The following is a 24,564-nucleotide window of genomic DNA, read 5'->3' as shown; positions in this document are numbered from 1 at the left end:
CCCTCAAAGCCGCTATTTGCGCTTGCCGAAATCCACGCTGACGACGTTGGATCCGTCGCCATCGCCGCCGGGATGATCATTTTCCGCCGCTTCGTGCGGCTCGGGCGGAGGCGTATCGCCCGAAACCTGGAACTGCAGGCCGAAATCGACCGCCGGGTCGACAAATGCGGTGATCGCACTGAACGGGATGAACAGGTGCGCGGGCACGCGGTTGAAGCTCAGCCCCACCGAAAAGCCTGTCTTCTCGACCTTCAGGTCCCAGAATTTCTGCTGGAGGACGATCGTCATCTCGTCCGGGAAGCGCTCGACGAGATGGCGCGGAATGTCCACGCCGGGCGAGCGCGTCTTGAACGTGATGTAGAAATGATGGCTGCCGGGGAGACCATTCGATTCGACTTCGCCCAGCACGCGGCCGACGACTGCGCGCAGGGCTTCCTGGACGATCTCGTCGTAGGGAATCAGGCTGTCGGGCGCATCGTCACTCATGCCCAATTTGTTGGACCGACATTCGTTCAGGGTCAAGGCGCTAATGGGCCGCACGACAGCACGCTGCAACAAGTGGCAAAAATGTTGCGCGTCTCCGCAAGCTGATTATAGGGCGCAGCATGCGCACCGCCCGGATAGAACGCAAGACCCACGAAACCGACATTTTCGTCGAGTTGAACCTCGATGGGACAGGCCAGTTCGACGTGTCGACCGGCATCGGTTTTCTCGACCACATGGTAGAGCAGTTCTCGCGCCATTCGCTGATCGACCTGACCTGCCGGATCAAGGGCGATCTGCATGTCGATCAGCACCACACGACCGAGGATTGCGCGCTCGCCATCGGCCAGGCGCTCACCCAGGCGCTGGGCGACAAGGGCGGCATCGTCCGCTATGGCCATGCCTATTCGCCGATGGACGAGACGCTGAGCCGTGTCGCGGTCGACATCTCGGGCCGACCCTATTTCGTCTGGAAGGCGGGTTTCACGCAGCCGCGCCTGGGCGAGATGGATACCGAGCTGTTCGAGCACTGGTTCCACTCGATCGCACAGACCGCAGGGCTGACGCTGCATATCGAGCTGCTCTACGGAGCGAACAACCACCATATCTGCGAGAGCATCTACAAGGGCTTCGCCCGTGCGATGCGCGCCGCGGTCGAGATCGACCCGCGCAAGCAGGGCGCAGTGCCCTCGACAAAGGGAATATTGGGTGGCTGATCGGGTCGCGCTGATCGATTATGGCGCGGGCAATCTGCACAGTGTGCACAATGCGCTGAGGGCCGTCGGCGCCGCCGATGTCGCGGTGACCGATGATCCCGCGCTGGTGCGCGCGGCCGACCGCATCGTCCTGCCCGGCGTCGGTGCCTTTGCCGCGTGCATGAACGGGCTGTCCGCCATCCCCGGCATGATCGATGCGCTCGAAGACCGGGTGCGCGGCGACAGAGTGCCGTTCCTCGGCATCTGTGTCGGCATGCAGCTGCTCGCGACGCGCGGGCTCGAGCATGGCACGCATGCGGGGCTCGGCTGGATTGCGGGCGAAGTGCGCGCGATGGACGCGACGCCATCGATCAAGGTCCCGCATATGGGATGGAACGATGTCACGCCCTCGGATGGCGCGCCCCTGATTGTGCCGGGCGAGGCCTATTTCCTGCACAGCTACCATTTTGCCGCTGCCGACGCTGATGATGTCGCCGCCGTCACCGATCATGGCGGCCCGGTGACCGCCGCCGTCGCGCGCGGCAACATCCTGGGCGTGCAATTCCATCCGGAAAAGAGCCAGGCTTATGGCCTCGATCTGCTCCGCCGCTTTCTCGACTGGACCGTGTCATGAGCATCATCGTCTTTCCCGCGATCGACCTGAAAGGCGGCCAGGTGGTTCGTCTTGCCGAAGGCGATATGGACCGCGCGACGGTCTATGGCGACGATCCCGCAGCCCAGGCGCAGCTCTTTGCGGAAGCGGGTGCCCAGCATTTGCACGTCGTCGATCTGGACGGAGCCTTTGCCGGTGAAGCGGTCAACCGCAGCGCGGTGGAATCGATCATCAAGAGCTTTCCCGGCTATCTCCAGCTCGGCGGCGGTATTCGCACCCGCACCGCTGTCGGAGGCTGGTTCGACCTCGGCGTAGCTCGCGTCGTTATCGGCACGGCGGCGTTGACCGATCCCGAATTCGTGCGCGACATGGCCAAGGCCTATGAGGGTGGCATCGTCGTTGCGGTCGATGCGCGCGACGGCATGGTCGCGACGCATGGTTGGGCCGATGTCTCCGACGTTCCCGTCGCCGACATGGCGCGCCGTTTCGAGGACGCCGGTGTCGCCAGCCTCCTCTTCACCGATGTCGGGCGCGATGGGCTGCTCAAGGGGTGCAACATCGATGCGACCGTCGCACTCGCCCGCACCACCGACATTCCGGTGATCGCCAGCGGTGGGGTGAAGGGGCTCGACGACATTCATCTGCTCAGTCTCCACGCCGAAGACGGCATCGAAGGCGTCATTACGGGCCGCGCGCTCTACGATGGCCGCCTCGATCTCGCCACCGCGATCGCCATGGCGTCGCGCGGATGAGCGTTCGCGTCCGCGTCATCCCCTGTCTCGACGTCGCCAATGGCCGCGTGGTCAAGGGCGTGAACTTCGTTGATCTGCGCGATGCGGGCGATCCGGTCGAACAGGCGCGCGCCTATGACGCCGCCGGGGCCGACGAGCTATGCTTTCTCGACATTTCGGCAAGCCATGAGGCGCGCGGGACCATCATCGATGTCGTTCGCCGAACTGCCGAAGTCTGCTTCATGCCGGTCACCGTTGGCGGAGGGGTGCGCAGCGCCGAGGATGCCCGCGCGCTGCTGCTCGCCGGGGCCGACAAGGTCGCGGTGAACAGCGCGGCGGTGTCGCGCCCCGAGGTCGTCGCCGATATCGCCGAGCGCTTCGGCAGCCAGTGCATCGTCGCGTCGATCGACGCGCGCCGCCGCGCCGACGGCCAGGGCTGGGAAATCTTCACCCATGGCGGGCGCAAGGAAACCGGCATCGATGCGATCGAGCACGCGTTGAAGCTGACCCGGCTTGGGGCAGGCGAGCTGCTCGTCACCTCGATGGACCGCGACGGCACGCGCGACGGCTATGATCTCGAGCTCATCCGCACGATAGCCAACCAGGTCGATATCCCCGTCGTCGCCAGTGGCGGGGTGGGGCATATCGGCCATCTGGTCGAAGGCGTGACCCAGGGCCATGCCAGCGCGGTGCTTGCAGCATCGATCTTCCATTTCGGCGAAGCCAGCATCGCCGATGCCCATCGCGCGCTGGCCGAAGCCGGATTGCCTGCGCGATCGCACTGATTTTACAGCTTTTGCAGCCAGCCGGTTGTCGGCACGCTTGACAGTTGCGCCCGTTGCGGGTGGGGCGTTAACCAGTGGACGCGCCTGTTTCCGGGCGCTTGCGACATCTGGCAAAGCGCTTGCTTAACCATCAGGCATGAAGTGTCTCGGAATGAAACCCGGCATAAGCGAAAGGTTGAAGGTCGTGCGCCGCATCGCCGTCATCCTGCCTGGCATTTCCCTGGCCACGCCGCTGGAGGCCAGTCCGCTGAGCCGGATCACGCTCGACGGGCTGACCCGCGCCGAAGGCATCCGCAGCTGGATCGAGATTACCGAACCGGGCAGCGTCGGATTGCTATGCATGGGCATTATCGGCTTGCTGGTCGGACGCTGGGCGGCCGGTCGCAACCGCAAGGGCCCGCCAAAGCGCTGAGCGCGCTTGACGCACGCCCGCCTCCGTCGCAGAGCGTCGAGATATGGCAGACCCGATCATCGCAAGGCTCGAAGCCGTCATCGCAGAGCGCCGCAAGGCATCGCCCGACAGCAGCTATGTGGCCAAGCTGACCGCGCGCGGCCGCCCGCGGATCGCCCAGAAGATCGGCGAGGAAGCGGTCGAGGCGGTGATCGCCGCGATCCAGGGCGACGCCAGGGGTGTGGTCAGCGAAAGCGCCGACCTGATCTTTCACCTGCTGGTCTTGCTCGCCGATATGGGCCTGACCTGGGCCGATGTGCTTGCCGAGCTCGATGCGCGCGAAGGCACGTCCGGCATTACCGAAAAGCTGTCCCGTCCCAAGGAGTGAAGAGCATGCCGATCGATCCCACGCTGCCTTATGACGACCAGAACATCTTCGCGAAGATCCTGCGCGGCGAAATTCCCTGCACCAAGGTGCACGAGGATGATCACATCCTCGCCTTCAAGGACATCAACCCGCAGGCGCCGACGCATGTGCTGGTGATCCCCAAGGCACCTTTCGTGAGCTGGGACGATTTTTCCGCGCGCGGCACCGACGAGCAGATCGCGGCGTTCGTCCGCGGCGTCGGCGAGGTGGCGCGGATGCTCGGATTGGTCGAGCCGGGTTACCGGCTGCTCGCCAATATCGGGCTGGATGCACATCAGGAGGTGCCGCACCTTCATGTGCACCTGTTCGCCGGAAAGCCGCTCGGCCCGATGCTGATGCGCGGCTGACATCGCCTCTTCTCAAGCCTGCGCCATGGGTCTAATCTGGCTCAAGCGGGCGTGAGGGAGGATCAAGATGCTGCGATCTCTGGCCGTGCTGTGCGCCGCCGGGTGCATGACCGCGCCCGCCCTGGCTCAAGCCAGTGTGCCGTGCGAGACGATGCTCGGCGACCTGTGGGGCGAGACGGAGCCGCAAGCCGGTACTGCCACCGTGGACGGCACCACACTGCACAGCCCGGCGGATCTGGAAAAGGCAGTCGGCAAGGGCGCGATCGTTCAGGGCGGCAAGTTCGCCGGTTGGGATTTTCGTCGGCTCTCACTCACCAACGCGTGCTTTGTCGAGGCTGACCTGCAACGTAGCCAATGGGATGACGCGCGCGCGCCTGGCATTGGCTTCATCAAGTCCAACCTGACAGGTGCCTCGCTCGTCGGCATCAAGGCTCCCGGCATCCTGCTTCGCGACGCTAATCTCACCGACGTGCAGGCGATGAAGGCCGATCTCAGCGGCGGGAAGCTGGAAGGAGGCTGGTTCGAAGGGAGCATCGATGGCCTGAACCTTGACGGCGCGAACCTCTCTCGCTTCGATTTTTCGTGCGGCATTACCCTGTCTGATGGTTGCCCGCTTTATGGCAGCGACAAGACGATGTCGGCGCGCGGCGCCAATCTCACGCGGGCGAAGCTCAGCAGCTTTCATCGCTACGGGCTGAGAGATATCGCGCTGGAGGATGCCATACTCGATCGGACCGAAATGTCGCCGGCGCAGCTCGCAAGCCTGAAGGGCCTGGTGATCAGTCACCCCCTCGTGCTCGTAGGCGGTGACAACCGGCTGGAGCTGACTGCTGCAGAGGCCCAATCCCTGACGGATGACGTCGCCATTGCCGATCCGGCCGTGCGCGACCCATCCTTTGATTGCAGCAAGGCAACAAGTGTTGCCGAAAGGACCATCTGCCTGCCCGACAATCGCGATCTGGCCGATGCCGACCGGCTGCTCGCGCGCACCTTTGCTCAGGCGCGCAAAGCGAACCCGGGCTTGGTCGCAGATCAACGGCAATGGCTCAAGCAGCGCGACGGCTGCATGAGCGAAAAGTTTCCTTCCGACTGCCTGCGCAATGCCTATGCCAGGCGACAGGGGCAATTGCTGGGAGCTTTGGGCGAGAGCAATTGGCTAAAGCCGGGCGAGGCGGCCCTGTTCATCGATGACGAACTCCCGGTGAGCGAGGCGATGCGGCGGACAGCTTTGTTCGCGCGGCTGGCTCCGCTGCTGGCACAGGCATCGATGGGCTATGCCTATGTCGAACGTCGGCCCGACGGTGGCTACGATGCGAGTGGCGAATCCGTCGGCGCGAATGCGCACACATGCACCCTGGGCGCGAGCGGGTTGAGCCTTGATCCGCTGACCGGCTGGTACAGCGTGCGAGACAGCGAGAGCAATCGGCGCATCAGGGTGATGCAGATCGACGGCGACTGGCTGCGCATCTTCGCCGACGGCCATCCCTATGGAGAAGAGGCCGAGGGCTCGGCGGATTATGCCAGCTGCGGCGCGCGCGCGGCGTTCGGACCGATGCGGCGGATCGCGCTGCCTGCGGCGATCCTCAAAACCTATGCCGATCGTGCCGCGAACGGGCAATGACCGGCCCGCGATGCGACAGATGGGTTACAACCCGGTTGCCACCGCGTGAAAAGCCGCTAATCCTGTGCGCCACAGGGGGATAACCCCGGGACGCAACCGGCTGGCTACAGGCCCGCCAAGGGTGGGAAATCAAGAACATCATGAAATTTGCGCGTGTCAAACCGCTGGACGCCATTCTGGCGACAGCCAAGAAGAAGTCGCTGCATCCGACCCTGGGTTGGTTTCAGCTGACCCTGTTCGGCATCGGCTGCGTGATCGGTACCGGTATTTTCGTGCTGACCTCGGCCGGCGCCCAGAAGGCCGGCCCCGGCCTGATGCTGGCCTTCGCGATTGCCGGCCTGATCTGCATCGTCGCGGCGCTCTGCTATGCCGAAATCGCCGCGATGATCCCCGTCGCGGGCTCTGCCTACACCTATACCTATTCCGTCATGGGCGAGCTGCTCGCCTGGACGGTCGGATGGGCCCTTGTCCTCGAATATGCGGTCGCGGCGAGCGCGGTGTCGGTCGGGTGGTCCGGCTATTTCACCGGGACGATATTGAACGAGTTTTTCGGCATAACGCTGCCGACCTATCTCACCGCAGGACCGCTCTGGCTGGGCGGTGCTCCTGGCGGTTTCGTCAATCTGCCCGCGATCGTCATCGCGCTGCTGGTCACCTGGCTGTTGATGATCGGCACCAGTGAATCGGCCAAGGTCAACGCGGTGCTCGTCGCCATCAAGGTGACCGCGCTCACGGCATTCATCGTGCTGACGGTCCCCAAGACCGAGATGGCGAACTTCAACCCGTTCCTGCCCGCCGGTATTTTCGGCGGTTTCGGATCGGGCATCGGCGCGGTGGGTGCTGCAGCCACCATCTTCTTCGCCTATGTCGGCTTCGACGCGGTCTCGACTGCGGCCGAGGAGACCAAGAACCCGCAGCGCAACGTGCCGATCGGCCTGATCGGCAGCCTCGGTTTCTGCACCATTTTCTACATTCTCGTTGCCGCCGGTGCCGTCGGCACCATCGGTGGTCAGCCGATCCTCGGCCCCAACGGCATTCCGTTCCCCGCAGGGTCGGAAGAGCTCGCACGCCAGTGCGCGCTGCCGCAATATGCCGAGATGCTGGTCTGCTCGAACGAGGCGCTGGCGCATGTGCTGCGCGAAATCGGTTTCAGCGCAGTGGGCAACATGCTGGGCATCGCGGCATTCGTGGCGCTGCCTTCGGTGATCCTGATCCTGCTGTTCGGCCAGACCCGCATCTTCTTCGTGATGGCGCGTGACGGCCTGCTGCCCGAAGGCCTGTCGAAGATCCACCCCAAGTGGAAGACGCCCTATGTGGTGACCGCGATCACCGGCGGCATCGTCGCCTTTGCCGCGGCCTTTCTGCCGGTGGGTCAGCTCGCCGATATCGCCAATGCCGGGACGCTCTATGCGTTCATGATGGTGGCGATCGCGGTGATGATGCTGCGCAAGACCGATCCGAACCGCGAACGCCTGTTCCGCACGCCGATGCTGTGGCTGGTCGGCCCGGCGACGATTGCGGGCTGCATCTTCCTGTTCCTCAACCTGCCGTTCGAGGCGATGATCGTGCTGCCCGCCTGGGGCGCAATCGGCCTGGTGATCTATTACCTCTATGGCTACAAAGCGAGCCATCTGGGCAAGGGCATCGTCGAGGTGCCCGAGGATGATCCGGGCGTCGTCTCGCATTGATGCAAAAGAAAACCCCGGCGCGATCCGCCGGGGTTTTTCTTTGGGCTCGGGCTGTGAGCCTTACATCGGCGATTTGGGGCAAGTGCCGGGACGACGGAACAGCCTGCCTTTTTCCGCCCAGAGGATCACAACCAGAGCGGCGACGCCGCAGCTGAAAAAGCCGACGGCCATGGGCAGCGTCGTGCCGTCAAACGCCTGACCGACAATCGCGCCGATGCCTGCGCCTAGCACCGTGCGAAACGCCATCTGGAACGACGAAGCAGCGCCCGCCATTGCGCCAAACGGCTCCATGGCAATCGAGCTGAAATTCGCGCCGATAAATCCGACCATCGCCATGTTGAGCGCGACGATCACCAGAAAGAGCGCCATCGGCTCGCCCGGCACATTGGCAGCGGCGATCTGCAGCAGCGAAAGCACCAGAAACGCCATCAGCGCCGAATGCGACACCCGTCGCGCACCGAAGCGCTCGACGATCCTGCTGTTGAAGAAGTTCGACACCGCCATCGCGCCTGCCACGGCGGCAAAGGCATAGGGGAAGATGGCTTCGGCATCGAACACGTCGGCAAAGACCTGTTGCGAGCTGTTGAGAAAGCCGAACATGGCCCCAACGAGGAGACCTGCACCGGCAACATAGCCAAAGCCCTGGCGGTTGAAGATCACCTGGAACCAGGTGCTGCCGATCGTGTCGAGCCGGATGGGGATGACATTTTCGGGCCGCAGCGTCTCGGGCAGGCGCAGCCAGACCCAGATGGCGACCGCGCTGCCCATCACCGACAGCAGGATGAAGATGAACTGCCACTGCGCGAAATAGAGGATCAGCTGCCCTACGGTCGGCGCGAGCACCGGCACCGCCATGAACACGATGAAGATGATCGACATGAAGCTGGCCATCCGGTCGCCAGAGAAGATGTCGCGGATGACCGATACCACCAGCACGCCCATGGCCGCAGCCGCAAAGCCCTGGGCAAAGCGCAGCAGGAGCAATGTCTGGAAATCAGGCGCAAAGGCACAGGCCCCGCCGAAGATGACGTAGAAGACCAGGGAGCCGAGCAGCACCGGCTTGCGTCCGACCTGGTCGCCGATGGGACCGTAGAACAGCGAACCTATCCCCATGCCCATCAGATAGCTGCTGATCACGAACTGACGGTCGTTGGCGCTCGCGACATCAAAGGCGGCGCCCAGCGCGGGAAAGGCCGGCAGGATCGAATCGATCGCCAGCGCATTCAGCGCCATCAGCGCGGCCATCATCGCCACCAGTTCGCGCGTTCCCATCGGGAAAGTGCCGGTTTCGCTCGGAATTGCAGACGTCGCCATCTTCAAGGTCTTTTCATTGTGCATCGCATCATAATGGGCTTCGGGACGGTGATTGCCAACCGCACGCGCGATTTCTATTTTGCCTCAACCCATGGAAGGCCCCGCCGATCCCCTTTCGCGCAAGATCATCCATATCGACATGGATGCCTTTTTCGCGAGCGTGGAGCAGCGCGACAATCCGGCGCTGCGCGGGCTTCCCGTGGCGGTGGGTGGTTCGTCGCGGCGCGGGGTGGTGGCAGCGGCCAGCTATGAGGCAAGGGCATTCGGCGTGCGATCGGCCATGCCTTCGGTGACCGCACAGCGACGATGCCCCAATCTGGTCTTCGTCAAGCCGCGCTTCGATGTGTACCAATCGGTCTCGCGCCAAATCCGCGATATCTTCGCCAAGCATACCGATCAGATCGAACCGCTCTCGCTCGACGAGGCCTATCTCGACGTCACCGCCAACAAGCAGGCGATCGCTTCGGCCACCCATATTGCCGAGATGATCCGCGCCGATATTGCCCGCGAGACCGGGCTGACGGCCAGCGCGGGCGTGTCGTACAACAAGTTCATCGCCAAGCTGGCGAGCGACCAGAACAAGCCCGACGGTCTGTGCGTCATCCGCCCCGAACAGGGGCCGGGCTTCGTCGCCGCATTGCCGGTCAAGCGCTTCCACGGGGTCGGGCCGCGCACAGCGGAAAAGATGTCTGCGCTGGGCATCGTCACCGGGGCCGATCTCGCGGCCAAGTCCGAACAATGGCTGCTCCAGCATTTCGGCAGCTGGGGCAGCTATCTATTTGGCGCGGCGCGCGGTATCGACAATCGCCCGGTCCGTCCCGACCGCATCCGCAAGTCGATCGGCGGCGAGCGCACCTATGGCGAGGACATCTGGACCGAAGACGGGCTGCGCGCCGCGCTCGAGAATGTCGCCGATATCGTCTGGGAGCGGGTCGAACGCGCCGAAGGCCAGGGGCGGACGGTGACCCTGAAGGCACGGTTCGCCGATTTCCACACCATCACCCGCGCGCGCACGTTGCCCCAGCCGGTCGAGGGCAGGGCGATGTTCGGGCAGATCGGCCAATCGCTGGTCGATCAGATCCTGCCCCTGCACAATGGCGTGCGCCTTCTCGGGCTGACGCTCTCGGGCCTTTCGCGCGCGGGAGACGAGGACCCGCAGGATGAGCGCCAGCCCGAACTGCCCTTCGTCTGATTACCATTCGCCCGGAGGGGGCAGCCCATCGCGTATCTCGATGACCCTGCGCCGCGAAGCAGCGGTGAGAGCATCTGGCAGTGCATCGAGCGGGAAGAACCGCGCCTCCAGGAGTTCCCCCGCATCGGGCCTGGGGTCATCGCGGGTTTCACCGACGATGACGGTGATATGATCGGGGAAGCCTTCGCCGTTCGAAAGGAACTCGCCGTGCACGCGCACCTTGTCGAGACGGCATCCGGTTTCCTCCAGCGCCTCGCGGATACCCGCTTCCAGCGCCGTTTCCTTCCGCCCGACGCCGCCGCCCGGCAGCATGTACCGGTCGGTGGCGAAATAGCTGTGCCGGATCAGCAGCACCTCGCGGCCCCGCAGCACGACGGCCTTCACACCGCACGTCCTGATCTGGAACGCACGCCGGAAGAACAGGCGCACCCGGTGCGCAACGATATAGCCAAGGCGGAGCGGGGTCATGCCGCCGCTCCGAACCTCAGACGTCCAGATTGGCGACGTTCAGCGCATTTTCCTGAATGAAGTCGCGCCGCGGCTCGACGACATCGCCCATCAGCTGGGTGAACACCTCGTCCGTCACATCGGCATCCTCGACCTTCACCTGCAGCAGCGAACGGTGGTTGGGATCGAGCGTGGTTTCCCATAGCTGCTCGGCGTTCATCTCGCCCAGGCCCTTGTAGCGCTGCACCGCCAGCCCCTTGCGCCCGGCCGCGAGGATCGCATCGAGCAGCGCAGAAGGGCGGTTGATGACGAGACCGGTGGCGACCACCGCTTCTTCGGCATCGTCCTCGCCCGTCTCGGCGTTCGAAGCTGCGGCCGAGCTGGCCTTTACCAAGCGGCTTGGGTTCAGATAGACATCCGCAAACTCGCCCGCGACGCGGTGGAGCTTGCGCGCCTCGGCGCTGTTGAGGAACGCGAGATCGACGACATGATGGTCGGTCACTCCGCGCCAGAAGCGCTGCAGGTGATAGCCGCCCTCGGCCGAAATCTCGCCCTGCCAGCGTGCTTCGGGATCGGCTCCGCCCATCCACTGCGCGGCCTTCTCGACCGCTGCCTGGCGATCGCCCTGCGGCATGTCGGGCGTCAGCGCGCCGGCCAGCGCGAGCCCTTCGACGATCAGCGGATCGTAGCGCCGCGGGATATAGGTCATCAGGCTCTTCATCCGGCGGGCATGCTCGATCAGTTCGCGCAGATCCTCGCCGCCGCGGGCCCCGCCAATTGTTTCGAGCACGCGGCCCTGCAGCCCGGCATCGACCAGATACTGGTCGAGCGCGTCATTGTCCTTGAGGTACACCTCGCTCTTGCCCTTGCTCACCTTGTAGAGCGGCGGCTGCGCGATGTACAAATGCCCGGCGCGGATGATCTCCGGGATCTGCCGGTGGAAGAAGGTCAGCAGCAGCGTGCGGATATGCGCGCCGTCGACGTCTGCGTCGGTCATGATGACGATCTTGTGATAGCGCAGCTTTTCAAGGTTGAAATCGTCGCGGATGCCGGTGCCCATCGCCTGGATCAGCGTGCCGACCTCCTTGGACGAGATGATCCGGTCAAAGCGCGCGCGCTCGACGTTGAGGATCTTGCCGCGCAGCGGAAGGATCGCCTGATAATGCCGGTCGCGGCCCTGCTTGGCCGATCCGCCTGCCGAGTCACCCTCGACCAGGAACAGCTCGGACTTGGCAGGGTCGCGCTCCTGGCAGTCGGCAAGCTTGCCCGGCAGCGAGGCAATGTCCATCGCGCCCTTGCGCCGGGTGAGCTCGCGCGCCTTGCGGGCGGCTTCGCGCGCGGCTGCGGCATCGATGATCTTGGCGACGATCGCCTTGGCGTGCGCGGGGTTTTCTTCCAGCCACTCGGCCATCTTGTCGGCCATCAGGCTCTCGAGCGGCTGGCGCACTTCGGAGCTGACCAGCTTGTCCTTGGTCTGCGAGCTGAACTTGGGATCTGGCAGCTTGACCGAAACGATCGCGGTCAGTCCCTCGCGCATGTCATCGCCGGTGAGCGAGACTTTCTCCTTCTTGAGCAGCCCCGACTTCTCCGCATAGCCGTTGAGCGTGCGCGTCAGCGCCGCGCGGAAAGCCGCAAGGTGCGTGCCGCCGTCGCGCTGCGGGATGTTGTTGGTGAAGCACAGGACGTTTTCGTAATAGCTGTCATTCCATTCGAGCGCGACGTCGATGGTGACATCGTCGCGCGAACCCGAGATCGCGATGGGATCGGGCATCAGCGGCTGCTTGTTGCGGTCGAGCCATTTGACGAACGCAGCAATGCCGCCTTCGTAATAGAGGTCGTGCTCCTTGGCCTCGGCATGGCGTTCGTCGCGCAGCACGATGCGCACGCCCGAATTGAGGAAGGCGAGTTCGCGATAACGATGCTCGAGCTTCTCGAAATCATATTCCTGCACGTTCTTGAACGTCTCGCCAGAGAACAGGAAGGTGACCTGCGTGCCCTTCTTGCCGTCGGGGGCAGGGCCCATCACCGCCAGCGGCGCTTCGGCATCGCCATGGCGGAAGCGCATCCAGTGCTCCTGCCCGTCGCGCCAGATGCGCAGCTCGAGCCATTCGGACAGCGCGTTGACGACGCTGACGCCGACGCCATGCAGACCGCCGGATACCTTATAGGCATTGTCGTCGCTGGTGTTCTCGAATTTTCCGCCCGCGTGCAGCTGGGTCATGATGACCTCGGCGGCCGAAATACCCTCTTCGGGATGGATGCCGGTGGGGATGCCGCGGCCGTTATCCTCGACCGTCACCGAATTGTCGGGGTTGAGCGTGATCAGCACGCGGTCGCAATGCCCGGCCAGTGCCTCGTCGATCGCATTGTCCGACACCTCGAACACCATGTGGTGCAGGCCCGAACCGTCATCGGTATCGCCAATATACATGCCGGGGCGCTTGCGCACGGCGTCGAGGCCCTTGAGAACCTTGATCGAGTCTGCGCCATAGCTGTTGGTGTTGGCGGGGTTCTGGTTGTTTTCGGAGGAGGTATTGCTGGTATCTGTCATGAATTTGCCATAGCCGCGCGCCCGCCGAAACCCAAGCATTACCGGTCGGTTTTGCACATATTTTCGAACACGCCCAGGCAGGCATCTTTCCCGCATCCATGGGCTCGACGCAGCTTGCTTGAATGCCGACTGCGAAGGCTTTAGCAAGAGACCATGAAAGCTGCCCTGCTGCCCCTCGCCATCGCCCTGACGCTCGCCGGTTGCGCCGATCCCGAGCCTGCGCAGAAGCGCGCTCCCGGCGGCGTGCAGGCGGGCGAGCGGCTTGATGCAGCCGAGCCCAGCCCGACCGCGCGCGCGGTCAATATCGGCGAGGGCGGAACGCGCTTTGCCGCCTGTCAGGGCCGCGGACGCGTGGGCAATCTGCGCGGCGGCAAGTTGGCGGTACGCGATGCACCGTTCGACGATGCCAAGCAGATCGGCGAACTGACGGAGAACGCGCACGTCTTCATCTGCACCCGCAGCCTCGACCAGCAATGGCTGGGGGTCGTGGTGGCGAGCGAGGACGGGACCAAGCCGGTGCCTGCGGCTCCCACCACTGCACCAGCGACCCAAGCTGAAGCAACGCCATCCGCGCCGGGCGTCGATTGCGGCGTCACCGCTCCCGTGCGCGGCAAGCGCGCCTATGCCGGCCCTTGCCAGAGCGGCTGGGTCGAGAGCACCTTTGTCGCGATGGTCGCGCGCTGACCCGCTCAGCACTTGACGTTCACGATAACCTCTTTCCTCGCGCGCTGCCGCTCGGCATAGTCTTCGCAGCGGCAGGGCAACTGCCAGTGGGAGAGGCATGTCATGGATATTCGCGCAGAGCTTGAGCAGGAATTCGGCAACTGGCCCGGCATCATCGCGGCCTGGGGTCAGCAGCGCCCTGACGCTCCTGCGCTTGATGACGGGACGAGCCAGATCGCGTGGGCCGAGCTCTCGTCGCGCGTTGATCGTATCGCTGCACAATTGCTCGCCGATGGCTTGCAGCGTGGCCAGGCGGTTGCGATTTTGGGCACGACGTCGGTCGCCTATGCGCTCGCCTATCTCGGTGCGATCCGGGCCGGGGGCTGTGCCGCGCCGCTCACCACCAGCGCGACGCCGCGCCAGCTCGCCAACATGCTGGCGGATTCGGGCGCGATCCATCTGTTCATCGACCGTGAGAAACGCGCAGAGCTGATCGCCAGCGGTGTCGATCTGGGCAGTGCGCGCCACATCATGCTCGATGCGGCTGACGGCGATGCGCCAGCGATGAACAGCTGGATGGCTGCGGAGGGCACCGCCCTCGACATCGCCCCGCCAGAACCGGGCGATCCGTTCAACATCATCTATTCGAGCGGAACCACCGGCACGCCCAAGGGCATCGTCCATTCGCACGCCATGCGCTGGCGGCAGTCGGTCGCGGGCTTCCAGTCGATCTACAGCGAGAACGCGCGCTCGATCCTCTCGACCCCGCTCTATTCGAACACCACGCTGGCAGTATTCCTGCCGACCGTGGTGCATGGTGGGCTCGCGCGATTGATGGGCAAGTTCGATGTCGGCCAATGGCTAAGGGCCGCCGAAGCGATGCGCGCAACGCACACGATGCTGGTGCCGGTGCAATATCAGCGGCTGCTCTCCGACCCGGCCTTCGACGCGCATGACCTCAGCTCGATGCAGATCAAGTTCTGCACCAGCGCGCCGTTCAGCGCCGAACTCAAGGCCGAGGCGCTGCGCCGCTTCCCCGGCGGGCTGGTCGAAATCTACGGCATGACCGAAGGCGGCGTCGTCTGCATGCTCCAGGCGCACAATTTCCCCGACAAGCTCCATACCGTCGGCCAGCCGGTCAAGGGGCACGAGCTCAAGGTGATCGACGAGAATGGCAACGAGCTGCCCCCCGGCTCCAAGGGCGAGATGGTGGGCCGATCACCGACGATGATGAGCGGTTACAAGAACCAGCCCGACAAGACGCGCGAAATGGAATGGCGCGACGCCGATGGCCAGCTATGGTTCAGGATGGGCGATATCGGCATCATGGATGAGGACGGCTTCGTCCAGATCGTCGGCCGCGCCAAGGACATGATCATCTCGGGCGGTTTCAACATCTATCCCAAGGACCTGGAAGAGGTGCTGATGCAGCAGCCCGGCGTCGCCGACGCGGCCGTGGTCGGCATGCCGTCCGAACGCTGGGGCGAGACACCGGTCGGCTTCGTCGTCGCCGCGCCGGGACATACGCTCGACCTCGGCATCGTGCTGGCGCAGGTCAATGCCGAGCTCGGCAAGACCCAGCGCCTGTCCGCGCTGTACCCGATCGAGGAACTCCCGCGCAGCCATATCGGCAAGATACTCAAAACCGACCTGCGCGCGATGCTGGCTGAGACTGCAGGCTAGACTCGAACGGGTAGCCAAACTATCGGCTCATCCATGACCATCGCCCATGACGAATCCGTGCTGATTGTCGATTTCGGCAGCCAGGTGACGCAGCTTATCGCCCGCCGGGTGCGCGAGGCGGGGGTGTATAGCGAGATTGCCCCGTTCAGCAGCGCCGAGGCCGCGTTTCACCGGATGAAGCCCAAGGGCATCATCCTGTCGGGCGGGCCTGCATCGGTGACCGAGGATGGCAGCCCGCGCGCACCGGAGGCGATCCTCAACTCGGGGCTGCCGATCCTGGGCATCTGCTATGGCCAGCAGGTGATGACGCAGCAGCTCGGCGGCACGGTCGAGGGCGGCGGCGAGAAGGGCGGCGAGTTCGGCCGCGCGTTCATCGAGATTACCGACCGCTGCCGGCTGTTCGACGGCCTGTGGAAGGAAGGCGAGGCGCATCAGGTCTGGATGAGCCATGGCGACAAGGTCACCGCGCTCGCCCCGGGCTTCCGCTCCGTCGCCTCCTCGCCCGGTGCGCCCTATGCGGTGATCGCCGATGACGAGCGCTGCTTCTACGCGATGCAGTTCCACCCCGAAGTCGTGCACACGCCCGATGGCGGCAAGCTGATCGCCAATTTCGTGCGGCACGTCTGCGGCTGTCGCGGCGACTGGTCGATGGCCGAGTTCAAGGCCGCCAAGATCGCCGAAATCCGCGCGCAGGTGGGCAGCTCGCGCGTGATCTGCGGCCTTTCGGGCGGGGTCGACAGCGCGGTTGCGGCGGTGCTGATCCACGAGGCGATCGGTGACCAGCTGACCTGCGTGTTCGTCGATCACGGCCTGATGCGCATGGGCGAGGCCGATCAGGTCGTCAGCCTGTTCAAGGGCCATTACAATATCCCGCTGGTGCATGTGCAGGCCGAGGCGCTGTTCCTGGGCGGTCTGGCGGGGGTCACCGACCCCGAACAGAAGCGCAAGTTCATCGGCAAGACATTCATCGACGTGTTCGAGAGCGAGGCGCGCAAGATCGGCGGGGCCGAGTTCCTGGCGCAGGGCACGCTCTATCCCGATGTGATCGAGAGCGTCTCGTTCACCGGCGGACCTTCGGTGACAATCAAGAGCCACCACAATGTCGGCGGGCTCCCTGAGCGCATGAACATGAAGCTGGTCGAGCCCCTGCGCGAGCTGTTCAAGGACGAGGTGCGCGCGCTGGGCCGTGAGCTTGGCCTGCCCGACGTGTTCGTCGGCCGCCACCCGTTCCCCGGCCCCGGCCTCGCCATCCGCATCCCCGGCGAGGTGACGCGCGAGCGTTGCGACATCCTGCGCAAGGCCGATGCGATCTATCTCGACGAGATCCGCAATGCCGGCCTGTACGACGCGATATGGCAGGCCTTTGCCGTGTTGCTTCCTGTGAAAACGGTCGGCGTGATGGGCGACGGGCGCACCTATGACAGCGTCTGCGCGCTGCGCGCTGTCACCAGCACCGACGGCATGACCGCGGACATCTATCCGTTCGATGCCAGCTTCCTGCAGCGCACCGCGACGCGGATCATCAACGAGGTCAAGGGCATCAACCGCGTGGTGTACGATTACACCTCGAAGCCGCCCGGCACGATCGAGTGGGAATGAACCTTATCGCAGCCGCTTGACGAAAAGCCCGCCATTGTCGCGCCGCTCGGTGACGAACTGCGGCGAAGCCTCGAACATGTCGAGCAGTCGCGCAAAGCCGTGGTTTCGGACGTCGAAGCTGGACCGATTGCCGGCCAGCTTGCCCACCTCGCTCAGCGAGGCGAAGCCGCGTTCGTCGCGCTTGCTTGCCTGATAAGCGTCGATCAGAAGCTTGATGACATCATCGTCGATGGGGCTGCCACCCGCGCTAGGCTTCGGGTCGGGCTTGGACGGCGCCCTGGATGACGCAGCGATTTCCGCTTTCTTTTCGGCGCTCTGCACTTTGATCAGAGCGTTGACATCGATGAAGCGGGTGCAGGCCTGCTTGAACGCCTCGGGGGTCTTTTCACCCCCAAAGCCATAGACCGGCAGACCATCCTGCCGGATGCGCTGCGCAAGAGGCATGAAATCGCTGTCCGAGCTCATGATCCCGAACCCGTCGACCCGACCCCGGAACAGCAGGTCCATCGCATCGATCGTCATCTTCATGTCGGTCGCATTCTTGCCCTTGGTCAGATCGAACTGCTGCTGGGGCTCGATGCCGAACTTGTGGACGATATCCGCCCAGCCTTTGAGTGCGGGCTTGCGCCAATTCGCATAGGCCCGGCGGATATTCACGGTGCCCAGCTCGGCCAGCACGGTCAGCACCGGGTCGATGCCTGCCGGGCTGGCATTGTCGGCATCGATCAGCAGGGCGATATTGGGGGGTGTTTCTTTTGCCATGGCAGACGGTGGCCGCTGCCGCGCTCAAATGCAACGGGTCATGGCACCAGCCACTGGCCGTGCCAGCTGCCATCCGGCTGCAAGCGGAAGATCGCGCGGCGATGGCCGGTGTGCGCGAGGTGGAGGAATTCGATCGTATCGATCTGGGCCAGCAGCACCGCGAAATTTGCGCGGCCGGGGGCGACTTCGGCATCGTCCTCCGGCTTGCGGCCCTCGATATCGGCAGGCAGGCCCGATATCGGCATGTCCGATAGCGTGCCCGGTGCGGGATCGGCGAGGTAGCACCGGCGCGCGAACAGCGTCGCGTCGTTCCAGGCCTTATCTGCCGTTTCGCCGTCCGTCTCGATCCGTCCGGTGCCCGACAGACGGAACTGGCGCTTCGCTCCCGGATCATAGGCGAGCACCGAGATCGGCGCTCCATCGCCAAGCTCGTCGACCTTTGCAGCTCTGGAGTCGGTGTGGAAGCGCAACGTTGCTGTCGCCGGATCCAACGCGCGGAGCACCATGACGCGCTGGCTGGGCGTGCCATCGACGCGGACGGTGCCGATCACCGGCGTGTGCATCGCGCTGCGGCGGTCCTTGCTGGCGCGCCCGAGACGGCGGAAGATGTCAGCGCGCACCTCGTCCAGATCGTCGATAACCTCATCCAGCGGATTCATCGCGGCACCCCTTCTTCTTGCGAGAAGCCGATCTAGTCTCACCCCAAGCTTTTACCAGTGGAAGTGCGCTTGCCCCTGCGCTAAAGCGCGCAGCATGAACGAGATCACGCCCATCGAGACGCCCGAAGGCCGACCGGCCCGTGTCCGCAAGCCCGACTGGATCCGGGTGAAGGCCCCAACCAGCAAGGGGTTCAACGAGACGCGCAAGCTGATGCGCGATCTCAACCTCAATACCGTGTGCGAAGAGGCGGCCTGCCCGAATATCGGCGAGTGCTGGACCAAGAAGCACGCCACGGTGATGATCCTGGGCGACGTCTGCACCCGCGCCTGCGCGTTTTGCAACGTCAAGACCGGCATGCCGCGCAAGGTCGATGTGAACGAACCGCAGCATGTCGCCGATGCCGCCGCGCAGATGGGCCTCGAGCATATCGTCATCACCTCGGTCGACCGCGACGACCTGGCTGACGGTGGTGCAAGCCAGTTCGTCAAGGTGATCGAGGCGCTGCGCCGCACCACGCCGAGCACCACGATCGAGATCCTCACGCCCGATTTCCGCAACAAGCACGAGGCGGCGGTCGAAGCGATCGTCGCGGCGCGGCCCGATGTGTACAATCACAATCTGGAAACTGTGCCCCGGCTCTACCCGACCATCCGTCCCGGCGCGCGCTATTACGCCTCGCTGCGCCTGCTCGAGATGGTGAAAAGGCTCGACCCGTCGATCTTCACCAAGTCGGGCATCATGTTGGGCCTGGGCGAAGAACGGCTCGAGGTGCACCAGGTGATGGACGACATGCGCTCGGCCGATGTCGATTTCCTCACCATGGGCCAGTATCTGCAGCCGACGCCGCGCCACGCCAAGGTGATCGATTTCGTCACCCCCAAGGCGTTCGATGCCTATGCCGCGATCGCGCGCGCCAAGGGCTTCCTGCAGGTCGCATCAAGCCCGCTCACGCGCTCCAGCTATCATGCCGGCGAAGATTTCGCCGAGATGCGCGCGGCGCGAGAGGCGAAGCTGGCCAAGCAGGCGGCGCGCTGAGGCGATCATGCCCTCGCACCGCGAAACCCGGCATCTGCCCTTCCGGCCCGACCAGATGTACGATCTGGTCGCCGATGTCGCGCGCTATGCAGAATTTCTGCCCTGGGTGATCGCCACGCGTGTCAAGTCGGATAGTCCGCACGAGATGGTCGCCGACATGGTCGTCGGCTTCAAGCAGCTGCGCGAGAAGTTCACCTCGCGCGTGCGCAAGGTGCCGGGTGAAAAGATCGAGGTCGAATATCTCGACGGGCCGCTCAAGAATCTCGAGAATGTGTGGCAGTTCGCCAGCGACGGGCAGGGCGGCTGCACGGTCGATTTCTATGTCTCGTTCAACTTCAAGAACCGGTTGTTCGAATCGCTCGCCGGACAGTATTTCGACCGCGCCTTCCGCAAGATGGTGAGCGCGTTCGAGACCCGCGCGGCCGAGCTTTACGGCAGCAGCAGTTCGAGCGCCACCATCGCCGCTTCCTGACGGATTTCGGAGCGGCTGAGCGAGGGATCGAAATTCTTCTGCTCGGCGCTGATGTCATTCTCGTTCTGACCGCGCAGCGCGCAGGCGAAGACCACCGTCCCCACCGGCTTGCTTTCCGATCCGCCACCCGGCCCGGCAATGCCGGTGATCGCGACCGCGACATCGGCATCCGAATGCTTGAGCGCGCCGCGCGCCATGCCCCAAGCGACCGCCACCGACACCGCACCGAACGTGTCGATCAGTTCCGCGCTGACGCCGAGCGACTCGATCTTGGCCTCGTTCGAATAGGTGACGAAGCCACGCTCGAGCACGCCGGAGCTGCCGGGGATCTCGGTGATCGCTGCGCAGACGAGGCCTCCCGTGCAGCTTTCGGCCAGCACGACCTTGCGGCCGGCAGCGGCATTTTCCGCGACGACGCGCGCAGCAAGATCGGTCAGCGCAGGCGGGAACAGGCTGGTCACTGCTTTTCACCTTCGCAGATCGTGAATGGGGTGGGCCTGGCCTGTCCCGCCTTCTTTCCGCTCTCGCCAAGTTTCAGAAATGCGACCAGCAGCTTGCCGACATTTTCCGGCGGGAGCGGTTCGAGCGCCGAGTAGAATTCGTCGATCGTACCGCAATCCTCGGGCTTGATCTCCTGCTCGACCAGCGCGCTGATCGTCGCGAGCAACAGTGGCCGCACCACGTCCGGGCTGGTGCCCTCGGGGAGTGGAAGTTCGACCGCCGACAGGAAGGCGCGGCCGGCATCGGGCCAGGCCTTGTCCGCTGCGGGACGATAAACCTGCGATATACGGGTGGTTGCGTTGCGCAGCGCCGAGCGCGCGGGGAGATGCGGAGCGCAGGCTTTCTGCGCACTGCCGAGCGCGTCGGGCAGCGCACTGACGGCCACCGACTCCGCTTCCGCCGGGGTGAGGCACTTGGCCACCTGCGCGGCATGCGCAGTCTGGCAGGCAAACGTGGCAGTGACCGCAAGCGCGGTCAGGCTGGGCATCATGCGGCGAAGCAAGCGGGTCATGCACTGGCATCCTGTGCTGAAGGAGAAGGGAAGGGGGCGAGGACAGTGGCGACCGCCTGGGCGGCGATACCCTCGCCGCGCCCGGTAAAGCCGAGCCGCTCGGTGGTGGTCGCCTTGACCCCGACCTGATCGGGGTGGAGCTTCAGGATGTCGGCGATGCGGCTTTGGATTGCCAGCTTGTGCGGCCCGATCTTGGGCGCTTCGCAGATGATCGTGAGGTCGATATTGGCGATCTCGGCGCCCTTGCCGCGCACCAGCGAGGCGGCATGCGCAAGGAAGCGCGCCGAGTCCACGCCGCGCCATTGCGGATCGCTCGGCGGAAAATGCTCGCCAATATCGCCCAGTGCCATCGCGCCAAGCAGGGCATCGGTAATGGCGTGCAGCGCGACATCGGCATCGCTGTGCCCGACCAGCCCGCGATCATGCTCGATCCGGATTCCGCCGAGCCAGAGCTCCTCGCCCGCCGCCAAGCGGTGCACGTCATAGCCCAAGCCTGTACGGGGCATGGTGGCGGTGCGCGGAATATCCATTGCGAAATCCTCGGCAAAGGTGATCTTCTTCAGCGCTTCATCGCCCTCGACCAGCGCCACGTCTAGCCCGGCGGCGCGCGCGATCTGGCTATCATCAGTCGCCAGCGCACCTTGGGGCCAGGCGAGATGCGCCGCAAGAAGCGCATCGAAATGAAAGGCCTGCGGGGTCTGAATGCGCCACAGACCCGCGCGATCGACCGCAGCTTGCATCAACCCGCAGTCGCCGCGCGCAAGGCTGTCGACCACGGGCAGCACGGGCACCGCGCCGGGTTGCATGTCCAGCGCCCCGTCCAGCCGATCGAGCACCGCAGCGGACAGGTGCGGGCGCGCGGCATCATGGATGAACACCCGGTCGCTGCCGCCCTGCGCAGCGATCACCATCAGTCCGGCGCGGACGGAATCGCTGCGCTCCGCACCGCCGGTGACAAAGCTGACATCATCAAGCCCTGCCAGCGCCGCCTCGGCCAGCGCCTGCTGCCCTTCGCCGATTACCACCAGGATGGCGCATTCGCGCGACCAACGTGCAAAAGCCTCGACGCTGTGCCGCAGCAGCGGCTTGCCCTGGTGCAGCGCATATTGCTTGGGAATATCGCCCCCGGCGCGCAGCCCCTTGCCTGCCGCGACGATCAGCGCGGTGCGGCGAAGGCCTGGCTGGCCCGCAAGGGACGGTGCATCGTTCATCGGGCAGGGCGCATAGACCAAGTGCCGCTTGCTCGCCAGCGGCTTTGCGATTATGTGCGCTGCCTAAATATTAGGCATCATATCCCCATGACCCAAGAACCTCTACTCAAGCCGATCCAGATCGGCCCGCTCCAGATCGACGAGCCGGTGCTGCTCGCGCCGATGACCGGCGTGACCGACATGCCCTTCCGCACGCTGGTGCGCCGCTATGGCTCGGGCCTCAACGTCACCGAGATGATCGCGAGCCAGGCGATGATCCGCGAGACGCGCCAGTCGCTGCAAAAGGCGGCCTGGCATCCGGTCGAAGAGCCGGTGTCGATGCAGCTCGCCGGATGCGGCCCCAAGGAAATGGCAGAAGCGGCCAAGCTCAATGAGGATCGTGGGGCTGCGATCATCGACATCAACATGGGCTGCCCGGTCAAGAAGGTGGTCAATGGCGATGCCGGATCGGCACTGATGCGCGACCTGCCGCTCGCGGCGAAGCTGATCGAGGCCACGGTCAATGCGGTCAAGGTGCCGGTCACGGTCAAGATGCGCATGGGCTGGTGCCATGACAGCCTCAACGCGCCCGAGCTCGCGCGCATCGCAGAAGATCTGGGCGCGAAGATGATCACGGTGCACGGCCGCACCCGCAACCAGATGTACAAGGGCAGCGCCGACTGGGCGTTCGTTGCGAAGGTGAAGGCGGCGGTCAAGCTGCCCGTGATCGTCAACGGCGATATCTGCAGCATCGACGATGCCCGCAAGGCACTGGAACTCAGCGGCGCAGACGGCGTGATGATCGGGCGCGGTGCCTATGGCAAGCCCTGGCTGCTCGGCCAGGTGATGCACGCGCTGCGCACCGGCGAGACGCTGCCCGATCCCGATCTGGACGAGCAATACGGGGTAATCGTCGAGCATTATCACGCGATGCTCGAGCATTACGGTGCGGAAACCGGCGTCAAGATGGCGCGCAAGCATCTCGGCTGGTATACCAAGGGCCTGCCCGGCTCGGCAGACCTGCGAAACAAGATGAACACGCTCGACAATCCCGACCAGGTCCTCGCCATGCTTGGCGACTTCTACCGCCCCTGGCTGCGCCGCGCCGCCGCCTGATGGAGCCGCTTTCCGGTCTGGCGCCGGACGCCGCCGCGCAGCTGCAGAGCCTGCCGATGGCCGTGCTGATGCTGCACGCAGACCGGACGATTGCAGCGGCCAATGCGGCGGCGGAAAACATGCTCGAACAGAGCGCGCGCCGTCTGGTCGGGCGTCCGCTGTCCGAGTTCCTGCAGTTCGACGATGCCCGGATCGGCGCTGCGCTCAATCAGCCAGATACCAATTTGGCGGCGCACGGCATGCGCGTACACATCGGCCGCACCAGCGTGCGCAAGGTGGATATCTCGCTGAGCCCGGTGGGGCAGGGCGAAGGCTGGCAGCTGCTGGTATTGAATGAATCGGGTGCGGGATCGCCGCTGTTCGACAGCGAAGTGGGTACCGAAGGCTTTGCCGTGCGCGGTCCCGACATCCTGGCGCACGAGATCAAGAACCCGCTCGCGGCGATCAAGGGCGCAGCGCAGCTGATCGAGCGCCAGCTCGACGGGGCAGGGCGCAGGCTCTCCGGCCTGATCACCGCAGAGGTGGATCGCATCGCGCTGCTGATCGACCAGATGCAATCGCTCACCCGCCGCACCGCCGCGCCGATGAAGCCGTGCAATATCTACGAACCGCTGGGGCGCGTGCGCGAGATCGTCGAGACCGCGCATCCCGACACCGTGCGCATTGTCGAGCGGTTCGATCCCTCGATCCCGCCCGTGCTCGCCGATTCCGACAATCTGGTTCAGATCCTGCTCAATCTTATCACCAACGCGCGCGAGGCGATGGAGGGGCAGAACGATGCCTGCATTACCCTCACCACCAAGTTCGTCAGCGGGGTTCGGCTGCGCCTGTCGCGCGACGATCGCTATATCCGGCTGCCCGTCGAGATCCGCGTGACCGACAATGGGCCCGGCATCGATACCGATATCGCCGAGGATATCTTCTCCCCCTTCGTCACCACCAAGAAGACCGGACAGGGGCTGGGCCTCGCACTGGTGCAGAAGCTGGTACGCGACATGAACGGGCGGATCGTGCACGATCGGGATTCGGCGGCAGGGCTCACGCATTTCCGCCTGTTCCTGCCATTGGCACCGCAAGAGGGCTGACG

The 24,564-nt window shown here is 64.7% G+C and carries 26 protein-coding genes; 17 read left to right on the top strand and 9 right to left on the bottom strand.

Features of this window, described 5'->3' with window-relative positions; translation table 11 throughout:
* Positions 1 to 12 precede the first annotated feature (12 nt).
* Positions 13 to 486 (bottom strand): SspB family protein, encoded by a 474-nt coding sequence (locus tag AX725_RS15230; RefSeq protein WP_060976966.1) that lies wholly within the window; start codon positions 484 to 486, stop codon positions 13 to 15.
* Positions 487 to 605: 119 nt separating this feature from the next.
* Between AX725_RS15230 and hisB the strand changes: the two genes are divergently transcribed.
* The 9 genes from hisB (at position 606) to AX725_RS15185 (ending at position 7,781) form a co-directional block, all read left to right on the top strand.
* The gene (hisB, locus tag AX725_RS15225; RefSeq protein WP_060976967.1) at positions 606 to 1,199 is read left to right on the top strand and encodes an imidazoleglycerol-phosphate dehydratase HisB; all 594 of its coding nucleotides are present in this window, start codon (positions 606 to 608) and stop codon (positions 1,197 to 1,199) included.
* Complete coding sequence (gene hisH, locus AX725_RS15220) at positions 1,192 to 1,812, top strand: imidazole glycerol phosphate synthase subunit HisH (protein WP_066114812.1); 621 nt, start codon at positions 1,192 to 1,194, stop codon at positions 1,810 to 1,812. Before hisB ends, hisH begins: the two co-directional genes overlap by 8 nt.
* Before the next feature lie 2 nt (positions 1,813 to 1,814).
* Entirely contained in the window at positions 1,815 to 2,543 is a 729-nt protein-coding gene (hisA, locus tag AX725_RS15215; protein ID WP_060976981.1) for a 1-(5-phosphoribosyl)-5-[(5-phosphoribosylamino)methylideneamino]imidazole-4-carboxamide isomerase, read from the top strand.
* The gene (gene hisF, locus AX725_RS15210; protein ID WP_060976969.1) at positions 2,540 to 3,307 is read left to right on the top strand and encodes an imidazole glycerol phosphate synthase subunit HisF; all 768 of its coding nucleotides are present in this window, start codon (positions 2,540 to 2,542) and stop codon (positions 3,305 to 3,307) included. The genes hisA and hisF overlap by 4 nt, the downstream gene beginning before the upstream one ends.
* A 151-nt stretch (positions 3,308 to 3,458) precedes the next feature.
* Positions 3,459 to 3,719 carry a hypothetical protein gene (locus AX725_RS15205; RefSeq protein WP_060979130.1) on the top strand — a complete coding sequence of 87 codons (261 nt, stop codon included), beginning with the start codon at positions 3,459 to 3,461 and terminating at the stop codon, positions 3,717 to 3,719.
* 43 nt (positions 3,720 to 3,762) lie between these two features.
* Positions 3,763 to 4,086: a phosphoribosyl-ATP diphosphatase gene (locus tag AX725_RS15200; protein ID WP_060979129.1), complete on the top strand. Its 324-nt coding sequence runs from the start codon at positions 3,763 to 3,765 to the stop codon at positions 4,084 to 4,086.
* Between the two features lie 5 nt (positions 4,087 to 4,091).
* Positions 4,092 to 4,472, top strand: coding sequence for a histidine triad nucleotide-binding protein (locus tag AX725_RS15195; protein WP_060979136.1), 381 nt, complete (start codon positions 4,092 to 4,094; stop codon positions 4,470 to 4,472).
* Positions 4,473 to 4,539: 67 nt separating this feature from the next.
* On the top strand, positions 4,540 to 6,093 hold the full coding sequence (locus AX725_RS15190) for a pentapeptide repeat-containing protein (protein WP_067513445.1): 1,554 nt from the start codon (positions 4,540 to 4,542) through the stop codon (positions 6,091 to 6,093).
* 140 nt (positions 6,094 to 6,233) lie between these two features.
* Positions 6,234 to 7,781 (top strand): amino acid permease, encoded by a 1,548-nt coding sequence (locus tag AX725_RS15185; RefSeq protein ID WP_060979127.1) that lies wholly within the window; start codon positions 6,234 to 6,236, stop codon positions 7,779 to 7,781.
* Positions 7,782 to 7,841: 60 nt separating this feature from the next.
* Here AX725_RS15185 and AX725_RS15180 read toward each other — a convergent pair whose 3' ends face one another.
* A complete protein-coding gene (locus AX725_RS15180; protein ID WP_066114828.1) occupies positions 7,842 to 9,095 on the bottom strand; it encodes a multidrug effflux MFS transporter in 1,254 nt (417 codons plus the stop codon).
* Between the two features lie 91 nt (positions 9,096 to 9,186).
* Between AX725_RS15180 and dinB the strand changes: the two genes are divergently transcribed.
* Positions 9,187 to 10,287, top strand: a complete 1,101-nt coding sequence (dinB, locus tag AX725_RS15175) for a DNA polymerase IV (protein ID WP_060979126.1) — start codon at positions 9,187 to 9,189, stop codon at positions 10,285 to 10,287.
* Here the strand turns inward: dinB and AX725_RS15170 are convergent, their stop codons facing one another.
* The gene (locus AX725_RS15170) at positions 10,288 to 10,755 is read right to left on the bottom strand and encodes an NUDIX domain-containing protein (RefSeq protein WP_060979125.1); all 468 of its coding nucleotides are present in this window, start codon (positions 10,753 to 10,755) and stop codon (positions 10,288 to 10,290) included.
* 16 nt (positions 10,756 to 10,771) lie between these two features.
* Positions 10,772 to 13,285 carry a DNA topoisomerase (ATP-hydrolyzing) subunit B gene (gene gyrB / locus AX725_RS15165; RefSeq protein ID WP_060979134.1) on the bottom strand — a complete coding sequence of 838 codons (2,514 nt, stop codon included), beginning with the start codon at positions 13,283 to 13,285 and terminating at the stop codon, positions 10,772 to 10,774.
* A gap of 153 nt (positions 13,286 to 13,438) precedes the next feature.
* Here gyrB and AX725_RS15160 point away from each other — a divergent pair, with 153 nt between their 5' ends.
* The 3 genes from AX725_RS15160 (at position 13,439) to guaA (ending at position 17,230) form a co-directional block, all read left to right on the top strand.
* Entirely contained in the window at positions 13,439 to 13,969 is a 531-nt protein-coding gene (locus AX725_RS15160) for a hypothetical protein (protein WP_060979124.1), read from the top strand.
* A gap of 102 nt (positions 13,970 to 14,071) precedes the next feature.
* Positions 14,072 to 15,631, top strand: coding sequence for a class I adenylate-forming enzyme family protein (locus AX725_RS15155; RefSeq protein WP_060979123.1), 1,560 nt, complete (start codon positions 14,072 to 14,074; stop codon positions 15,629 to 15,631).
* A gap of 33 nt (positions 15,632 to 15,664) precedes the next feature.
* Positions 15,665 to 17,230, top strand: a complete 1,566-nt coding sequence (gene guaA, locus AX725_RS15150) for a glutamine-hydrolyzing GMP synthase (RefSeq protein ID WP_060979122.1) — start codon at positions 15,665 to 15,667, stop codon at positions 17,228 to 17,230.
* 3 nt (positions 17,231 to 17,233) lie between these two features.
* On the opposite strand, the gene AX725_RS15145 is transcribed toward guaA, so the two are convergent.
* Positions 17,234 to 17,992 carry an NYN domain-containing protein gene (locus AX725_RS15145; RefSeq protein WP_060979121.1) on the bottom strand — a complete coding sequence of 253 codons (759 nt, stop codon included), beginning with the start codon at positions 17,990 to 17,992 and terminating at the stop codon, positions 17,234 to 17,236.
* A gap of 38 nt (positions 17,993 to 18,030) precedes the next feature.
* The gene (locus tag AX725_RS15140) at positions 18,031 to 18,651 is read right to left on the bottom strand and encodes a pyridoxamine 5'-phosphate oxidase family protein (RefSeq protein WP_060979120.1); all 621 of its coding nucleotides are present in this window, start codon (positions 18,649 to 18,651) and stop codon (positions 18,031 to 18,033) included.
* Between the two features lie 94 nt (positions 18,652 to 18,745).
* On the opposite strand from AX725_RS15140, the gene lipA reads away from it, so the two are divergent.
* Together lipA and AX725_RS15130 are read left to right on the top strand one after the other, a co-directional pair.
* Positions 18,746 to 19,687: a lipoyl synthase gene (lipA, locus tag AX725_RS15135; protein WP_060979119.1), complete on the top strand. Its 942-nt coding sequence runs from the start codon at positions 18,746 to 18,748 to the stop codon at positions 19,685 to 19,687.
* 7 nt (positions 19,688 to 19,694) lie between these two features.
* Positions 19,695 to 20,159, top strand: a complete 465-nt coding sequence (locus AX725_RS15130; RefSeq protein ID WP_060979118.1) for a type II toxin-antitoxin system RatA family toxin — start codon at positions 19,695 to 19,697, stop codon at positions 20,157 to 20,159.
* Here the strand turns inward: AX725_RS15130 and AX725_RS15125 are convergent.
* From AX725_RS15125 to AX725_RS15115, 3 genes are read right to left on the bottom strand one after another with little or no spacing between them, the layout of a single operon-like run.
* Complete coding sequence (locus AX725_RS15125) at positions 20,117 to 20,620, bottom strand: CinA family protein (protein WP_060979117.1); 504 nt, start codon at positions 20,618 to 20,620, stop codon at positions 20,117 to 20,119. The two genes, AX725_RS15130 and AX725_RS15125, sit on opposite strands and share 43 nt — an antisense overlap.
* Complete coding sequence (locus AX725_RS15120; protein ID WP_060979116.1) at positions 20,617 to 21,171, bottom strand: hypothetical protein; 555 nt, start codon at positions 21,169 to 21,171, stop codon at positions 20,617 to 20,619. The genes AX725_RS15125 and AX725_RS15120 overlap by 4 nt, the downstream gene beginning before the upstream one ends.
* The gene (locus AX725_RS15115; protein WP_060979115.1) at positions 21,168 to 22,382 is read right to left on the bottom strand and encodes a bifunctional 2-C-methyl-D-erythritol 4-phosphate cytidylyltransferase/2-C-methyl-D-erythritol 2,4-cyclodiphosphate synthase; all 1,215 of its coding nucleotides are present in this window, start codon (positions 22,380 to 22,382) and stop codon (positions 21,168 to 21,170) included. Before AX725_RS15115 ends, AX725_RS15120 begins: the two co-directional genes overlap by 4 nt.
* A gap of 87 nt (positions 22,383 to 22,469) precedes the next feature.
* Between AX725_RS15115 and dusB the strand changes: the two genes are divergently transcribed.
* Together dusB and AX725_RS15105 are read left to right on the top strand one after the other, a co-directional pair.
* On the top strand, positions 22,470 to 23,477 hold the full coding sequence (dusB, locus tag AX725_RS15110; RefSeq protein ID WP_060979114.1) for a tRNA dihydrouridine synthase DusB: 1,008 nt from the start codon (positions 22,470 to 22,472) through the stop codon (positions 23,475 to 23,477).
* Positions 23,477 to 24,562, top strand: a complete 1,086-nt coding sequence (locus AX725_RS15105; RefSeq protein ID WP_060979113.1) for a two-component system sensor histidine kinase NtrB — start codon at positions 23,477 to 23,479, stop codon at positions 24,560 to 24,562. The genes dusB and AX725_RS15105 overlap by 1 nt, the downstream gene beginning before the upstream one ends.
* Positions 24,563 to 24,564: the final 2 nt, after the last annotated feature.

The sequence above is a fragment of the Blastomonas sp. CCH9-A1 genome (assembly GCF_001557175.1).
GTDB classification, from domain to species: Bacteria; Pseudomonadota; Alphaproteobacteria; order Sphingomonadales; family Sphingomonadaceae; genus Blastomonas; species Blastomonas delafieldii_A.
The sequence above is the reverse complement of the archived record's forward strand: the minus strand, read 5'-3'. Positions and strand labels throughout refer to the sequence as shown.

Coding starts and splice junctions, on each gene's coding strand:
- AX725_RS15115 (WP_060979115.1), bottom strand. CDS start 22,382: ATGAACGATGCACCGTCCCTTGCGGGCCAGCCAGGCCTTCGCCGCACC.
- AX725_RS15155 (WP_060979123.1), top strand. CDS start 14,072: ATGGATATTCGCGCAGAGCTTGAGCAGGAATTCGGCAACTGGCCCGGC.
- gyrB (WP_060979134.1), bottom strand. CDS start 13,285: ATGACAGATACCAGCAATACCTCCTCCGAAAACAACCAGAACCCCGCC.
- AX725_RS15190 (WP_067513445.1), top strand. CDS start 4,540: ATGCTGCGATCTCTGGCCGTGCTGTGCGCCGCCGGGTGCATGACCGCG.
- AX725_RS15130 (WP_060979118.1), top strand. CDS start 19,695: ATGCCCTCGCACCGCGAAACCCGGCATCTGCCCTTCCGGCCCGACCAG.
- AX725_RS15205 (WP_060979130.1), top strand. CDS start 3,459: ATGAAACCCGGCATAAGCGAAAGGTTGAAGGTCGTGCGCCGCATCGCC.
- AX725_RS15185 (WP_060979127.1), top strand. CDS start 6,234: ATGAAATTTGCGCGTGTCAAACCGCTGGACGCCATTCTGGCGACAGCC.
- AX725_RS15170 (WP_060979125.1), bottom strand. CDS start 10,755: ATGACCCCGCTCCGCCTTGGCTATATCGTTGCGCACCGGGTGCGCCTG.
- AX725_RS15200 (WP_060979129.1), top strand. CDS start 3,763: ATGGCAGACCCGATCATCGCAAGGCTCGAAGCCGTCATCGCAGAGCGC.
- AX725_RS15230 (WP_060976966.1), bottom strand. CDS start 486: ATGAGTGACGATGCGCCCGACAGCCTGATTCCCTACGACGAGATCGTC.
- hisF (WP_060976969.1), top strand. CDS start 2,540: ATGAGCGTTCGCGTCCGCGTCATCCCCTGTCTCGACGTCGCCAATGGC.
- guaA (WP_060979122.1), top strand. CDS start 15,665: ATGACCATCGCCCATGACGAATCCGTGCTGATTGTCGATTTCGGCAGC.
- AX725_RS15160 (WP_060979124.1), top strand. CDS start 13,439: ATGAAAGCTGCCCTGCTGCCCCTCGCCATCGCCCTGACGCTCGCCGGT.
- AX725_RS15195 (WP_060979136.1), top strand. CDS start 4,092: ATGCCGATCGATCCCACGCTGCCTTATGACGACCAGAACATCTTCGCG.
- dinB (WP_060979126.1), top strand. CDS start 9,187: ATGGAAGGCCCCGCCGATCCCCTTTCGCGCAAGATCATCCATATCGAC.
- dusB (WP_060979114.1), top strand. CDS start 22,470: ATGACCCAAGAACCTCTACTCAAGCCGATCCAGATCGGCCCGCTCCAG.
- AX725_RS15105 (WP_060979113.1), top strand. CDS start 23,477: ATGGAGCCGCTTTCCGGTCTGGCGCCGGACGCCGCCGCGCAGCTGCAG.
- AX725_RS15145 (WP_060979121.1), bottom strand. CDS start 17,992: ATGGCAAAAGAAACACCCCCCAATATCGCCCTGCTGATCGATGCCGAC.
- AX725_RS15140 (WP_060979120.1), bottom strand. CDS start 18,651: ATGAATCCGCTGGATGAGGTTATCGACGATCTGGACGAGGTGCGCGCT.
- AX725_RS15120 (WP_060979116.1), bottom strand. CDS start 21,171: ATGACCCGCTTGCTTCGCCGCATGATGCCCAGCCTGACCGCGCTTGCG.
- lipA (WP_060979119.1), top strand. CDS start 18,746: ATGAACGAGATCACGCCCATCGAGACGCCCGAAGGCCGACCGGCCCGT.
- hisB (WP_060976967.1), top strand. CDS start 606: ATGCGCACCGCCCGGATAGAACGCAAGACCCACGAAACCGACATTTTC.
- AX725_RS15180 (WP_066114828.1), bottom strand. CDS start 9,095: ATGGCGACGTCTGCAATTCCGAGCGAAACCGGCACTTTCCCGATGGGA.